This is a genomic window from Marinobacter sp. DS40M6, from assembly GCF_028581595.1.
GTDB lineage: Bacteria > Pseudomonadota > Gammaproteobacteria > Pseudomonadales > Oleiphilaceae > Marinobacter > Marinobacter salarius.
Genome location: NZ_JAFCAE010000005.1, coordinates 159873 through 173592 on the forward strand (window position 1 = coordinate 159873; position 13720 = coordinate 173592).

The following is a 13720-nucleotide window of genomic DNA, read 5'->3' on the forward strand; positions in this document are numbered from 1 at the left end:
GATCGGAGGGCGCCATCATGTCTAACCCGGAAGCCATTACCGCCATTGCGGAATTCGCCGAAGAGCTGGCCCTGAAGGCCGGTGAGTTGATCAAGCACGAACGAGAACAGAACACCCTTCGTACCGATTACAAACAGCAGTCGGAGCTGGTCACCCACGCCGACGTAATGGCCGACGAGATGATCACCGGCGCCATTCGCGAGCGCTTCCCCGACCATCGCATCCTCTCCGAAGAAACCATGCCGGACTTGAGCCAGGCCGAACACCTGGACACTCCGCTGTGGATCATCGACCCCATCGACGGCACTGTGAATTACGCCTACGGCCACCCCCAGGTGGCAGTCTCCATCGCCTATGCGGAAAAGGGGCGGGTGCAGGCAGGCGTGGTACACGCTCCGTTTTCTGGTGAAACCTTCCGTGCCAAGCGGGGCATCGGTGCCACCCTGAATGGCAACCCCATCAAACACAGTGGGGCGACACGGCCAAGGGAATCATTGTTCGCGACCGGCTTCCCCTACACCAAGGACAGCCTTGAACCCCTGATAAGTCGGTTGGAAGCGATGATTCATCAATGCCGGGATCTGCGCCGTATCGGTTCTGCGGCGCTGGACATCTGCTGGGTGGCCTGCGGGCGGTTGGACATCTACTACGAGAACGTCAGCCCATGGGACTTTGCCGCTGCACGGTTGATTGCGCTGGAGGCGGGTGCGACGGCGGGACATTTCAGTGAGGTGCCGGAGGGTTATCCGGCGGACCTGTGGGGGCGGGATATCCTGATATCAGCCCCGGCGGTCTGGGAGTCGGTTCGTGACATCCTGCGCAAGGCGTCGGGCTACGATTGAACGCCCCAGACCGCTTCTGAAACCAGGCCCCAGGCCTCTTCAAAGTCGTTGGAGGGTAATCGGGAAAAGGAGGAACGGACATAGCGCTGAACCCGGCCCTCCATAAACACCAGTACAAAGTCCGCGCCTCGAGCTGAACTGGTTCTCGGGCGCAAACCCTGGCGAATCTCGCCTTCTTTGAGTGCCTGGCGTACCTGGGTTTCCAGGCGCTCGAAGAACTGCGACGCTCGCTTGCGCAGGGCTTCGTTCTCCCCCATCAGGGCATCACCGGTCAGCACCGTGCAAAGCCCCGGATTGCGCTCGGCAAACACCAGCACCAGATGCACGAGTTGCTGTAGCCGAACCCGAACATCCTCCTGTTCCTGCAGGATGACCTGGCAACGGGAAAACACCGCCTCCTCGGCAAACTCGATCAGCGCCTCGAACATTTTCCGTTTACTGGGGAAATGGCGATACAAGGCCGCCTCGGTGACACCCACCGACTTGGCCAGGCCAGCAGTGGTAATTCGTGCTCCCGGATCTTTCTCCAGAAGCTCCACGAGGGCATGAAGAATCGCTTCACGGCGACTGATTTTTTGTTCTGTCATAACAGGACTACAGCGCTCTGTTTATCTACGGAATTTGGGTGCAGGCGGGCGCATCCATTCGGGACCGTAAAAAACAGGGATGTTTTTTACGAGCCTACAGGGACGTATTCACGGCGTGTCCCGAATGGATGCGCCCGCCTGTACTGGCACCATCAGTTGAAATTCTGGACCTGATCAGAAGAAAGTACCATCAAGGGGCGACGATGCGCTGGCATAAAGCTTCTTCGGCATACGCCCCGCCAGATAGGCATCGCGGCCAGATTCAATAGCCAGGCGCATTGCCTTGGCCATGCGGATCGGGTCCTGGGCCTGGGCGATGGCGGTGTTCATCAGCACGCCATCGCAACCCAACTCCATTGCCAGGGTTGCATCAGAAGCAGTACCTACACCGGCATCCACCAACACCGGTACATTGGCGTTCTCGACGATCAGGCGGATGTTGTAGCGGTTCTGGATACCCAGGCCGGAACCAATTGGTGCGCCCAGCGGCATGATGGCGATACAGCCCATTTCCTCAAGACGCTTGGCCAGCAACGGGTCGTCCGAGCAATACACCATCACCTTGAAGCCATCGCGGATCAGTTCCTCTGCGGCCACCAGGGTTTCGGTCATGTTCGGGTACAGGGTTTTTTCCTCACCCAGCACTTCCAGCTTGACCAGGTCATGGCCATCCAGCAGCTCCCGTGCGAGCTTGCAGGTACGCACGGCATCTTTTGCGGTGTAACAGCCAGCGGTGTTAGGCAGCATGGTGTAGCGCTCAGGGGATACCACGTCCAACAAACTCGGTTCATCCGGGTTCTGGCCCAGATTGGTACGGCGCACGGCAAAGGTGACAATCTCCGCACCGCTGGCTTCAATCGCATGGCCGGTTTCAGCCATGTCCCGATACTTACCTGTGCCTACCAGCAACCGGGACTGGTATACCCGACCGGCGATTTCAAGCGGCTTGTCTTCGGGAAGCGGTCTTTCAGAACTGTCACTCATGCTTTACACCTGAACTCATTAAAAGAATCGTGGAAAAGGAATGGCAAGGCGGTTATTAACCGCCGCCAATAGCGTGAACCACCTCTACCCTGTCGCCATCGCTGAGGCTGAAGGTGGCGTGCTGGCTGCGGGGAACAATATCTTCGTTGACTTCCACAGCGAATCGCTTGCCAACCAATGCCATCCGCTCTATCAATACCGCGACAGTGACTTCTTCGGGAAGCTCCATGGCGTCACCGTTGACCTGTACCTGCATAACGTTACCTGCCTTAAACATCTGTCTCTAACGCCTGAATCCCGCCATCAGAACCAATATCCAGCCCACCATAAAGCCGATTCCTCCAACCGGCGTAACCGGCCCCATCCAGCGAAGGTCCGTTAGCACCAGGAGGTACAGGCTGCCACTGAACAACAGGATTCCAGCAACAAAAAAGCCGGCCGCAACGCCGAGCAAACGCCGCGACAGACCCGCAACCGGGAGTATCGCGACAAGAATTAACGCCAATGAGTGGTATATCTGATATGTGACGGCAGTCTGGAAAACTTCAAGCCCCCGCTCGTCAATTACACCACGCAACCCGTGTGCACCAAAGGCTCCTGCCATCACCGCTAACAGGGCAAACAGCGCGCCCAACACCAGTGCCGGGCGCAGGGGTTCTATCTGTCTAGCAGTCACAATGGATCTTTTCCCCGGTATCAAGATTCATCAGGGTAAGCTTTCCACCCCAGACACAACCGGTATCCAGCCCGAAATAACGGGTGCTTTCAGTCTGGCCTTCCAGTGCTGCCCAATGTCCGAACACCACACGCACATCATCCTGGCGAGGGAAGCGAAACCAGGGTGCATAGCCATCCGGCGCCGACGCGGCCGACTCTTTGGCGGCGAGTTCCAGGGTGCCATCCTCGGCAATAAACCGCATACGGGTGAAATAGTTGGTAATGACCCGCCACCGATCCATACCACTGAGGTCCGGGTGCCAGCGTTCAGGCCAGTTCCCGTACATATCTGCAAAGTAGCTTTCGGCCTCGGGCCCGCGAATCACCGCTTCCACTTCCCGGCTGTAGCCGACCGCTTCTTCCACAGACCAGATGTGTGGCAGCCCGGCATGGACCATCACCAGATTGCGGTCTTCATCATGAACACAGAGATTCTGCTGCCGGAGCCAATCGAAAAGCCGTTGGTGATCCGGCGCTTCGAGTATATCGGCGAGCGTGTCCTTGTTCCTCAGAGCATGGCCACCCATGGCCACCGCCAGCAGGTGCAGGTCGTGATTGCCCAGCACCACCACTGCAGAGCTACCCAGGCTTTCAACGTAGCGCAGGGTTTCCAGCGAAGACGGGCCGCGGTTGATCAGGTCGCCGGCCACCCAGAGCCGATCCCGCGACGGTGAGAAATCCACCTTGGCGAGCACATCCAGGAGACGTTCATAGCAGCCCTGGATATCGCCAATGGCGTAATCAGTCATGACTTACCTCATCAGCACCGAAATTTTCAGGTTTACTGTCGGCCAACAAATCGGCAATCGCAACATACTCTGCCAGGCCAAGGTTTTCCGGGCGCAGGCCATCGTTGATGCCAACGCTGTTGAGTTGATCCACGGAAACCATGCCGGCCAGCGCCTTTCGGAGGGTTTTTCGCCGGGCACTGAAGGCGGTGCGCACCACCGCCTGCAGCAGCTTATAATCCTTTGCCGGATGCGGCAGCGTCTTATGGGGCACCAGCCGAACGATGGCGGAATCCACTTTCGGCGCTGGCCGGAAAGCGCCTGGGCCGACTTCAAACAACGGCTGCACCCGGCAGAAATACTGGGTCATGATCCCCAACCGGCCGTAGTTGTTGTCTCCGGGCACCGCCGCCATTCGTTGAACCACTTCCTTCTGCAGCATGAAATGCATGTCCTGCACCACGCCGGAATGCCCCAGCAAGTGGAAAATCAATGGCGTGGAAATATTGTACGGCAGGTTGCCGATGATCCTCAGGGGCTTGTCGGCAACCAGTTCGCCGAAATCAAACTTCAACGCATCCGCTTCATGAATGCGGAAGTTGGGGTAATTGAAGAATTTGGTCCTGAGCACCGGAATCAGGTCCCGATCCAACTCCACCACCTGGAGGTTCGAGTTAACGGCAAGCATTTCCTCGGTGAGAGCGCCCAGGCCAGGCCCGATTTCCACAAGGGCATCGTCCGGCTTGGGATGGATAGCGCGAATAATGCGTTCAATCACGCCGGGGTCGTGAAGAAAGTTCTGACCGAAGCGTTTCCGGGCCTGATGGCCGTGTTTGCTACTCACTCGATAGGATCTCTTTCGCTGAAGTTGCCATTCGTTCACCCACCCGGATTGCCGTTTCCAGGCTGCCGGCATCTGCCCTGCCCGTGCCGGCCAGATCAAGGGCGGTGCCGTGGTCGACGGAGGTCCGCACAATGGGCAGGCCCAGGGTGATATTGACCGCCCGGCCGAAGCCCTGGAATTTGAGAACCGGCAAGCCCTGGTCATGGTACATGGCCAGTACCGCGTCGGCGTTATCGAGCCAATGAGGGGTAAACAGGGTGTCCGCCGGCAATGGGCCAGTCAGGTCGATGCCTTCCCGGCGCAGCTTGTCCAGGGTCGGCTCGATGACGTCGATTTCTTCCCGCCCCAGATGTCCGCCTTCACCAGCGTGGGGGTTAAGCCCTGCAACCAGGATTCTGGGATGCTGAAGGCCGAAGAACTTGCGCAGGTCATTGTCCAGAATACGGGTGACCTGGGCCAGGCGCTCGGCCGTAATCGCCGCAGAGACGTCCTTCAGGGGCAAATGGGTGGTCACCAGTGCCACTCTTAACTCGTCCGTGGCCAGCATCATCACCACACGCTCAACACCACAGAGCTCCTGCAGGAACTCCGTGTGGCCACTAAAGGCGATGCCGGCGTTGTTGATAACGCCCTTGTGAACCGGTGCCGTCACCATCCCATCGAACGTACCATCAAGGCAGCCCTGGGCGGCTACTCGCAGGGTTTCCAGAACATAGGCGCTATTCGCCGGATCCAGCTGGCCGGCCGTAGTGGACGCCAATCCATCAACGGAAAGCACGGAGAGCCGGCCCGGTTCAGCAGTGGCTGGTGCTCCCGGCGCCCAGTCTTCCAGCTCTACATTCAACCCAAGCAGTCGGGCCCTCGCCTCCAGCAGAGGTTTGCTGGCCACCACCACAATGCCGGGCCCGCGTTTTTTCAGGGCCAGTTGCAAGCAAAGCTCCGGGCCAATGCCCGCAGGTTCGCCCGCTGTCAGTGCGAGGATGACCGGCTGTGTCATGATTCGCTGTCAGCTCCGTAGCCGCTCTTGAACTCAATAAACGCCTCGTCGCGGATCTCCCGCAGCCAGTTCTGCAGTTCGGTATCAAACTTGCGGCGGTAGATGGCCTGCCGCGCCTCGGATTCCCGTACATCACTGCTGATGTCCTGCTGACGACGGTCCTGCACCTGCAGAATGTGCCAGCCAAACTGGGAGCGGAACGGACCCTTGAGCTCGCCCACATCCGCTTCCATCATCGCCTGCTCGAACTCCGGCACCATCTGTCCGGGGCTGACCCATCCGAGGTTACCACCGTCAGAGCCGGAAACCGGGTCATCAGAGTGCTCCCGGGCGATGACGGCGAAATCGGCGCCATTATCGATTTGCTGATAGAGATCGCGAATGGTTGCTTCCGCCTGGGCTTCCGACACGGTTTCCGAGGTGCGTACCAGGATGTGACGGACTTTCGACTGCTCGATGAACTGTGCTTTATCACCGCCGCGGCGATCCATCACCATCACCAGGTGGAAGCCACTGCTGTTCCTGAGTACCGGGGAGACGGTTCCGGTTTCAAGATCCGGGACCACATCGGCCACCAGTGACGGCAGTTGGTTCTCGGCACGCCATCCCATGTTGCCACCGTCGAGGGCATTGCTGGCATCGGATTCAGCAACGGCAACAGAGCGGAAGTCCCGCCCCTCGGCAATTTCTTCACGCAGTTGCTCCACCTTTTCGCGGGCAGCGCTGACCTCGTCCTCGTCATTGAAATCGTTCACCTCAATGAGAATATGGGCAAGCTCATACTCTGCATTGCTACGGCCCTGACCCTCCATTGCCGCAAGGTAGTTCTCAACTTCCCGATCCGTAACCCGCACGCGATTGCCAACCTGGCGCTGCTGTACCCGGCTGGTAATCATCTCGTTGCGAATCTGCTCACGGGCCTCGCGATAGGTGACGCCTTCCTGGACCAGTTGTTGCTCGAACTGGGCCAGCGTCATATTGTTGCGCTGGGCGATGGATGCCAGGGTTTCATTGAGCTCGTTGTCGCTGATGCGCATTCCGGCCCTGTCCGCCATCTGTAACTGGATGGACTCGCTGATCAACTGCTCCAGAACCCGTTCTTCCAGAATATCCCTTGGGGGCAATCCGGTGCCCTGAGCGCGCAGCCGCCCGGTGATGGTGTTGATCCGTGCCTCGAGCTCGGACTGAAGAATAACGTCGTCGTTGACGACTGCCACCACCTGATCAAGCAGTTTACGGTCCGCCTGTACGGTTGCGGATACCATCACAACCATCAGTGCCAGCATCATTTGTGCGCAATGGCGAAGGTTCGCCTTCATAGTCACCTCTAGTATGGAAGAATACTGCCTGTCACCCCGGCATCCCGAGCCTGACTGTCAGGCATCAGCGATCACCGAAACGGCGACGTTCCCTTTCGTCAAAGCCATAGATGGCTTCGGAAATCTGGCTGGACGATCCGCCGCTCCCGCCCAGTCCCTTGAGCTGGATCTGAAACAGCATGCGACTCTCAAGCTGTTCATCGTCCGTCAGGTAATTCTGGTGCACCAGCTGCACACTCCAGCAACAGTTATTGTATTCCAGCCCGGCCAGTGAACCGACCGTACGATCAAGCTCGGAATCGTAGACCCAGCGGCCGATCAGACTAACACGGTCTGTGACAGGAAAAACGCCCCCGATATCCGACTGCTCGAATTCGTCTCGCCGGTAACTGTGCCCCAGGCTGGCCAGATAACGGTAATCATCGGAGTGGAAAATCAGCTGACTGCGACCTTCCTGCGTCTTACTGGTGTCTGGCTCCCACAGGCCGGAGGTTCGAATTTCCAGGCCGTCCACCGGTCGCAAAACCATTTCACCGGCCAGCGGGGAGTCACTGGCGTCAGAGGCCCCCTCCCCATCGAGCGTCACTTCCCGGTCATCGTAATAGTGAACCTGGCCAATGCTGAAGCGGGCACGTTCAGCGCCAGTGAGCAGATCATTGAAGCGGCTGGTTAGTGCCACGGTCAATTGATTGCTATCACCTACCCGATCACCGCCGCTGAAACGATTGCGTTGGAACAACTGGTCGAAGCTGAACGAGCGAATGGCGGTGTCGAAATCCGGAATGAACGATTGGTCAGCATCGGCATCAGCCCAGGCGTAGTAAAGCCGGGGCTCCAGGCTCTGGTTATAGGGAATATCGAACAGGCTGGACTGGCGATCAAAATACAGGCCGGAATCCCACTCCGCGACCGGAACGGTACGATCAAAGCCAGGGTCCCGTGTGGTGTAGTCCTCCAGCTCATAGCGTGTGTAATCGACACTGACGGAAGGTCTGGCATAGCCCCAGAGCGCCCGCATGGGCAATGCCAGCTCGGGTATGGCGCGAAAGCGCTGGCCGTTGGCCCGGTCGAGCCCCGTCAGGTCATCATTATCGCGGTAGAAATACGTGTACTGGCTTTCCAGATTCAGTTCCGCCGGCCCCGCATCCACGGTGGCGCCGTACAATACTTCTGGTAACTGCGAGTAGGGAATGTTCTCGTCGGCAATGAAATCGCTGAGGGTCTGGTAGCCGTTGAGATAGGTTTCGAAATACTGGGAGGAATCCCGATAGCGGATACCACCCCGGCGACGCAGATGGGTTGCGCGATTGATCTCCAGGTTGCGGTTGAGATCACTGAGGTAGTCGTCGTCGCTAACCACGGAATAATCCCCGTAGCCGGTCCAGCCGTATCCGAATCTCGCCTGGGTACTGAAATCAAGCCCCCAGCGTTCACCCCCTTGCGAGGGAAACTCCTCCTCGTACTCGGTGTCGTTGCCCGCGTAGCCTAGCTGAAGCACCGATTCCCCAAGACTGCTGAGGTAACGCCCCTCCGCCTCGGTAAACAATCCACGCCCATGTATGTACTGGGGCGTCAGCGTCGCGTCGTAGTGTGGCGCCAGGTTGAGGTAGTAGGGAACCGACAGGAAAGCGCCGCTACCCGCGTTGGAGGTACCAAAAGACGGATAGAGAAAGCCTGTCTTGCGGCGATCGTCAATGGGGAAACTGGCATAGGGCCAGTAGAACACCGGGATATCACTGATCTCAAGGCGTACGTGCTTTGCGGTGCCCACACCTTCGCCCTGGTCCAGGTGGATGTCGGACGCCACGATGGACCAATCGTTGTTGTCCGGGGCGCAGGTGGTCAGAGAGCCGCCACGAATTCGTACCTGGTCTTCCGCCGTGCGGGAAAGCTGAGTGGCCGAACCCCGCATTTCCGGGCCATGCAGGAGAAAGGTCGCGGTATTGATGTCCACCCGGCCGCTGTTGACGTCGTAGTCCGCACGTTCTCCGGTCAGCAGGAAGCCGTCACCGCGGCTGGTCAGCGGCCCCTCTATGGCCACCGCACCGGTTGCCTGGTTGTAGCGGGCCTCGGAGCCCGTCACCTGGAATCCCGGCTGCTGCAGACGAACGTCTCCCCGCAGAAACAGTTCGTTGTCGAGTTCATACCGCGCATTGAGCCCACTGGCCTGTAGGGGCGCCTGGCCATGTTTCGCTGCTGGCTCTCCAGCGCCGCCTTTAACCGTCCCCGGCACTGCGGAAGGCAAATAGCCGCCCTCGCAGAAGTCCGGCAGGGAACGACGGACATCCTCCGGCAAGTCAGACTTCGGCCGCCAGTCAATCTCGGCAGCCGAAGGGGCGGCTTCCTGGGCATAAACCACCGGCATTGGTGCCAACATTGTGCAACCCGTAGCGGACGCGAACAGCAACCCGAGACGGTGCCGCATGCGGGGCGTTGGCATTCGCAGCTTCCTTGTTGGGGCTGGCACGGTGAGCGGGTTCCTGTCCAGAATGGATTCGCGGCTGTCGGAGACACTTAACAGCGGCCTAGTTTACACGGCGCCCTTTGCCTTGTTAACGGAAACCGGCCTTTGTTAACGGAAACCGACCATTGCTGCAAAACCGTTTTACCGCCTCTATACTGATCTGCTAACTTTCGGCCATGAGCCCGCAGGTTCGTTGCGGCCAGGTCACCGATAACTTCTGAGCCAGGATAACAGCCAATTCCATGGATACCCGCCTGACAATGCTCACCCAGTGGGTCAGAGACCTTCCCGGTTTTGACCAGGCGACACCCGAGCCAGTATCCGGCGACGCGAGTTTCCGCCGCTACTTCCGCGTCAGCGGCAACCCACATGGCACCGGGGCCCAGCCGTATATTGTGATGGATGCGCCGCCCGAGCATGAGGACTGCCACCCCTTCGTGGCGATCGCCCATCACTGGCGCAGCCTTGATATCGCTGTGCCGGACATCGTCCACGAAGACCTGACCCGAGGCTTCCTGCTGCTGGAAGACTTCGGTGACGCCCTGATGCTCGGCGCCTTAAACCACACCAACGCCGACCAGCTTTATGGCGCTGCAATGGACGAGCTGGTCCGCATACAGCAGGCCGACGATGCTCCCGACTACCCACTTCCGGCTTACGACATCGCCTTGCTGGACCGGGAAATGGCTCTGTTTCCGGACTGGTTGCTGACACAACAATTGGGACTGACGCTCTCAAACGGAGAACGCGCGCTACTGGACACCACTTTCGCCTTCCTGCGGGAGAGCGCCCTGGCCCAGCCGAATGTGGCGGTGCACCGCGACTACCATTCCCGCAATCTGCTGGTCCGCGCAGGCACCACGAGGCCCGGCGTGATCGACTTTCAGGACGCCGTGCGCGGCCCGGTCACTTACGACCTGGTATCGCTGCTGAAAGATTGCTATATCCGCTGGCCGGAAGAACGCATCGACCAGTGGACAGACCATTTCCGCGTGCTCAGTGCCGAGGCCGGCCTCCACAAGGCTGACAGGGACACCTTCCGCCAGTGGCTGGAGCTCATGGGCATGCAGCGCCATCTGAAAGCCGCGGGCATCTTTGCCCGGCTGGCCATACGTGACGGCAAGACCGGTTTCCTGAAGGATGTTCCCCGCACCGTGGGCTATTTGGTGGAGGCCAGCAGCCGTCAGGCCGCCCTGCGCCACTTCCACGAATGGCTCACAGACACCGTGGTACCGCCCATTGAGCAGCAGATCGGCCCAGTGGAGACATTCGGCCAGTGAAAGCGATGATTCTCGCAGCCGGCAAAGGCGAGCGCATGCGGCCGCTGACCCTGACCACCCCGAAGCCGCTCCTGCCTGCCGGCGGCAAGCCGCTGATCGTGCACCATCTGGAACGGCTGAAAGCCGCTGGTTTCCGGGAGATCGTGATCAATCACGCCTGGCTGGGCTCGCAGATCGAGGCGGAGCTGGGTAATGGCAGTAACGGCGGGCTGGTCATTGAATACTCGCGGGAAAACGATCCCCTGGAGACTGCTGGCGGGATTATTCAGGCACTGCCCCTGTTGACCAGCAGCGACGACGATTGGTTCGTTGTGATCAACGGCGACATCTGGTGTGATTTTGATCTGTCCCATTTGACGCCACCCGAACATGCCGACGCATTACTGGTCATGACAGGCAACCCTGACCACAACCCGGCGGGCGACTTCTGCCTGCGGGCGGATGGCACGGTGATTGAGAGCGGCCCTGAAACACTGACGTTTACCGGCATCAGCCTGCTAAACCGTCGCCTGTTTTCGGGGCTGACACCGGGTGCCCGAAAACTGGCGCCCATCCTGCGGGATGCTATGACCCGGGGGCGGGTGCAAGGCATTCGCCACAGCGGACACTGGATGGATATCGGTACCCCGGAACGGCTACGGGAGCTGGACCGGATGCTTATGGAAGGCGGGGGCTGAGCCATGACCTCTGAGACCAGAGACAATAACCTGCCCGCACGAATGGAAGCAGAGTTCAGTGAGCTCCTTGGAGAGTTGACCGCCTGCGGCCACCAGGCCACCGAATTGCTGGTCAGAACCCGACTGCCGCGCTGGTGTCGCCGGAGCCTGTTCTTTTTTCTGGGCTACATCGCCAAATCGGAAGGGCGGGTAACGGAGAAAGACATCGGTTTCGCCGAAACCCTGATGAAAGCACTGAAGCTCTCCGGCCGCCAGCGGCGCAAGGCCATTGGCCATTTCCGCAAGGGTAAGACTGCAGAGCGCATCCCTGCCCTGAAAGCGCTGGGCCTGCGCCTGACCCACAGAATCTGGCCCTCTCCCTCATTGCGTGTTGCCATCTGCCTTTGCCACGCAGCGCAGTTGCAGGGACGCCCGGAGAAGCCCCGCCGCTATCGTTGCGAGGACGCCATTGACCAGATGGGGCTGCCGATCAGGGTCAGCGATGACATTCTCGACAGTTACGCCAGCAAGGTCTGGATCACCGAACCGGAGAGCCAGCCCCGCCCCTCCACCTTCGAGCAGGCCTGCCAGGTTCTCGGCGTTACCCGCCGTGACACCCGCGAGGTGATCAAACGGGCCTACCGAAAAAAAGTGTCGGAATGCCACCCGGACAAACTGGCACAACAGAAGCTGAGCCCGGCGGAACTGACCAGGGCAAAGGACCGCCTTTTACGCTACCAGCAAGCCTGGGAACTGATCAGCCAGCGCCTGTCGGTTTGAATCCGGCGTTTTGAGTTCAGCGCCAAGCTTGCTAAACTCCGAGATCAGAACCACACCACAGAAGTGCAAAAGCACAAAAGTGCAAAAGAAAGGCCCACGGACCAGCGGCCTGCAGACCCACTGAAAAGGAGCATTCCCATGGGTAAAAAACTCGTCCTGCTCGGCGACATCGGAACCGATCACCAAGGCTTTCCCCCGACCCCTGTCATTACCGGCAGCGCTACTGTACTGATCGACGGCAAGCCCGTTGCGAGGCTGGGCGACCAGCTTGCCATGCACTCCAAGCCCAAGCATCCACCACATCCCCGCGCCATCGCAGCTGGCAGCCCGACGGTGATGATAGAAGGCAAACCTGCCGCCCTGACCGGCGATGCCGTCAGCTGTGGTGGCGTTGTCATCGGCTCATCCACCGCCGTGGGTGGCTGATGGTTTTCTAGCGTTCGGAGTCAAGCCAGGCTGAAATGCGGTTGGTAAGCGCTTGCGCCTCTCTGGGTTGTGGCTGTTCAGTCATTGCGACAGGTTGTCGGGAGTAGCCTGCAATCCCCGCCCGCCTGAATGCGGCCTCCCGTTGCTTTGGTGACCTTTGAGCCATACCTCCAGCGCCCAATGAACTGCGGGCACTGTGGAGCTCCAGGACTTTGGGCGCACCAGACTCACCAAGCGACTCCGTCAGGGCTTTCGAATCGCTCTGACTAAACGCTGGCGCAATCCAGACCAGCGCCGACACATCCTGCCCCCCGCTGGCAGTGGCCGCGCGGGTGACGTGACCAGCCGCCCGGCCGACACCCACCATGACCACCCGGCTGTAACCACGACCAACCAGGTTGCCAGCCGCCGCGGCCAGGGTCTTCTGAATGCGTGCCTGGTATTGGTTTGCCAATGCCTCAACATCGTCACTGGCCATCACATCGATCATCACCGACTCGCCAGGTTTATCGCCCGTTTCATCGGCGGCGTCCGTGTCCGGCGCGCCCGCCTCTTCAGGCGCCTCCAAGCCCCGTTGTCGACGCGCTTCCTGTACCTCGTATGGCGGCATCTCGAGCCCAAGTACCATCACCGCCCAACCGGCACGTGCCATCGGCCGTCGCAGGGCAGCGGCCAATCCGGAAGCGGGTGATTGCCCCTCATCGGCCAGAATCAGCACTGCGCCCTTCGCAGGCGTCTCGGCTTCCGGCTCAAACAGGGCCAGCACCGGTTCTTCTTCCGGTGGCTCCAGCCATACAGACGAGTCCGGCCAGGCCCGGGCGATTGCATCCGAATCGAGCCCCGTTGATATCAACGGCCTTTCAACAGCCGCCCCGGAGGGTTTCCCGGTTTCCTTCCCGGTCGGGTTCTGCGCGCCTTTCTGCGCCTCTTTCGGTGCCTGCGCCAACGCTAACGAGGCCCAGAAAGCAACAAGGCAGGCCAGGATGACCCGACATTGCACAACCGGTTTTTTAATCCATTTGCTCACAGGCTGTCACTCATTCCGTGCGAAAAATCACCATCAAACTGGTAGACTAGCAGCTTTGCGGCCCAGCAG

General features: G+C 59.6%; 15 protein-coding genes. 5 read left to right on the forward strand and 10 right to left on the reverse strand.

The window, feature by feature from the left end:
• Positions 1-17 precede the first annotated feature (17 nt).
• Positions 18-842: an inositol monophosphatase family protein gene (locus tag JJO78_RS14500; RefSeq protein WP_041336399.1), complete on the forward strand. Its 825-nt coding sequence runs from the start codon at positions 18-20 to the stop codon at positions 840-842.
• Here the strand turns inward: JJO78_RS14500 and slmA are convergent.
• The 9 genes from slmA to JJO78_RS14545 all read right to left on the reverse strand — a co-directional run bounded on the left by slmA (position 833) and on the right by JJO78_RS14545 (position 9383).
• Positions 833-1429: a nucleoid occlusion factor SlmA gene (slmA, locus tag JJO78_RS14505; RefSeq protein WP_075194234.1), complete on the reverse strand. Its 597-nt coding sequence runs from the start codon at positions 1427-1429 to the stop codon at positions 833-835. The genes JJO78_RS14500 and slmA overlap by 10 nt on opposite strands.
• 174 nt (positions 1430-1603) lie before the next feature.
• Positions 1604-2413 carry a thiazole synthase gene (locus JJO78_RS14510; RefSeq protein WP_036210990.1) on the reverse strand — a complete coding sequence of 270 codons (810 nt, stop codon included), beginning with the start codon at positions 2411-2413 and terminating at the stop codon, positions 1604-1606.
• A 55-nt stretch (positions 2414-2468) separates the two neighbouring features.
• Positions 2469-2669: a sulfur carrier protein ThiS gene (gene thiS / locus JJO78_RS14515; protein WP_075194233.1), complete on the reverse strand. Its 201-nt coding sequence runs from the start codon at positions 2667-2669 to the stop codon at positions 2469-2471.
• 27 nt (positions 2670-2696) lie between these two features.
• Entirely contained in the window at positions 2697-3017 is a 321-nt protein-coding gene (locus JJO78_RS14520) for a DUF423 domain-containing protein (RefSeq protein WP_226910030.1), read from the reverse strand.
• 61 nt (positions 3018-3078) lie between these two features.
• Entirely contained in the window at positions 3079-3879 is an 801-nt protein-coding gene (locus tag JJO78_RS14525) for a symmetrical bis(5'-nucleosyl)-tetraphosphatase (RefSeq protein WP_036210987.1), read from the reverse strand.
• Complete coding sequence (rsmA, locus tag JJO78_RS14530) at positions 3872-4702, reverse strand: 16S rRNA (adenine(1518)-N(6)/adenine(1519)-N(6))-dimethyltransferase RsmA (protein ID WP_036210985.1); 831 nt, start codon at positions 4700-4702, stop codon at positions 3872-3874. The genes JJO78_RS14525 and rsmA overlap by 8 nt, the downstream gene beginning before the upstream one ends.
• Positions 4695-5699, reverse strand: a complete 1005-nt coding sequence (gene pdxA / locus JJO78_RS14535) for a 4-hydroxythreonine-4-phosphate dehydrogenase PdxA (RefSeq protein ID WP_075194232.1) — start codon at positions 5697-5699, stop codon at positions 4695-4697. Before pdxA ends, rsmA begins: the two co-directional genes overlap by 8 nt.
• A complete protein-coding gene (locus tag JJO78_RS14540; protein ID WP_036210979.1) occupies positions 5696-7018 on the reverse strand; it encodes a peptidylprolyl isomerase in 1323 nt (440 codons plus the stop codon). The genes pdxA and JJO78_RS14540 overlap by 4 nt, the downstream gene beginning before the upstream one ends.
• A 64-nt stretch (positions 7019-7082) precedes the next feature.
• Positions 7083-9383, reverse strand: coding sequence for an LPS-assembly protein LptD (locus JJO78_RS14545; protein ID WP_075194470.1), 2301 nt, complete (start codon positions 9381-9383; stop codon positions 7083-7085).
• Positions 9384-9724: 341 nt separating this feature from the next.
• Here JJO78_RS14545 and JJO78_RS14550 point away from each other — a divergent pair, with 341 nt between their 5' ends.
• The 4 genes from JJO78_RS14550 to JJO78_RS14565 all read left to right on the forward strand — a co-directional run bounded on the left by JJO78_RS14550 (position 9725) and on the right by JJO78_RS14565 (position 12624).
• A complete protein-coding gene (locus JJO78_RS14550; protein ID WP_036210976.1) occupies positions 9725-10762 on the forward strand; it encodes an aminoglycoside phosphotransferase family protein in 1038 nt (345 codons plus the stop codon).
• Positions 10759-11439, forward strand: coding sequence for an N-acetylmuramate alpha-1-phosphate uridylyltransferase MurU (gene murU / locus JJO78_RS14555; RefSeq protein ID WP_075194231.1), 681 nt, complete (start codon positions 10759-10761; stop codon positions 11437-11439). Before JJO78_RS14550 ends, murU begins: the two co-directional genes overlap by 4 nt.
• Before the next feature lie 3 nt (positions 11440-11442).
• Positions 11443-12198 carry a DnaJ domain-containing protein gene (locus JJO78_RS14560; RefSeq protein WP_075194230.1) on the forward strand — a complete coding sequence of 252 codons (756 nt, stop codon included), beginning with the start codon at positions 11443-11445 and terminating at the stop codon, positions 12196-12198.
• A 138-nt stretch (positions 12199-12336) separates the two neighbouring features.
• Entirely contained in the window at positions 12337-12624 is a 288-nt protein-coding gene (locus JJO78_RS14565; protein WP_007155253.1) for a type VI secretion system PAAR protein, read from the forward strand.
• Positions 12625-12631: 7 nt separating this feature from the next.
• Here JJO78_RS14565 and JJO78_RS14570 read toward each other — a convergent pair whose 3' ends face one another.
• A complete protein-coding gene (locus tag JJO78_RS14570; RefSeq protein ID WP_075194229.1) occupies positions 12632-13651 on the reverse strand; it encodes a DUF3530 family protein in 1020 nt (339 codons plus the stop codon).
• Positions 13652-13720: the final 69 nt, after the last annotated feature.

Bases quoted from the DNA above. Each gene is read 5' to 3' on its own strand.
- JJO78_RS14500 (WP_041336399.1), top strand. From the start codon at position 18: ATGTCTAACCCGGAAGCCATTACCGCCATTGCGGAATTCGCCGAAGAG.
- slmA (WP_075194234.1), bottom strand. From the start codon at position 1,429: ATGACAGAACAAAAAATCAGTCGCCGTGAAGCGATTCTTCATGCCCTC.
- JJO78_RS14510 (WP_036210990.1), bottom strand. From the start codon at position 2,413: ATGAGTGACAGTTCTGAAAGACCGCTTCCCGAAGACAAGCCGCTTGAA.
- thiS (WP_075194233.1), bottom strand. From the start codon at position 2,669: ATGCAGGTACAGGTCAACGGTGACGCCATGGAGCTTCCCGAAGAAGTC.
- JJO78_RS14520 (WP_226910030.1), bottom strand. From the start codon at position 3,017: ATGGCAGGAGCCTTTGGTGCACACGGGTTGCGTGGTGTAATTGACGAG.
- JJO78_RS14525 (WP_036210987.1), bottom strand. From the start codon at position 3,879: ATGACTGATTACGCCATTGGCGATATCCAGGGCTGCTATGAACGTCTC.
- pdxA (WP_075194232.1), bottom strand. From the start codon at position 5,699: ATGACACAGCCGGTCATCCTCGCACTGACAGCGGGCGAACCTGCGGGC.
- JJO78_RS14540 (WP_036210979.1), bottom strand. From the start codon at position 7,018: ATGAAGGCGAACCTTCGCCATTGCGCACAAATGATGCTGGCACTGATG.
- JJO78_RS14545 (WP_075194470.1), bottom strand. From the start codon at position 9,383: ATGCCGGTGGTTTATGCCCAGGAAGCCGCCCCTTCGGCTGCCGAGATT.
- JJO78_RS14550 (WP_036210976.1), top strand. From the start codon at position 9,725: ATGGATACCCGCCTGACAATGCTCACCCAGTGGGTCAGAGACCTTCCC.
- JJO78_RS14560 (WP_075194230.1), top strand. From the start codon at position 11,443: ATGACCTCTGAGACCAGAGACAATAACCTGCCCGCACGAATGGAAGCA.
- JJO78_RS14565 (WP_007155253.1), top strand. From the start codon at position 12,337: ATGGGTAAAAAACTCGTCCTGCTCGGCGACATCGGAACCGATCACCAA.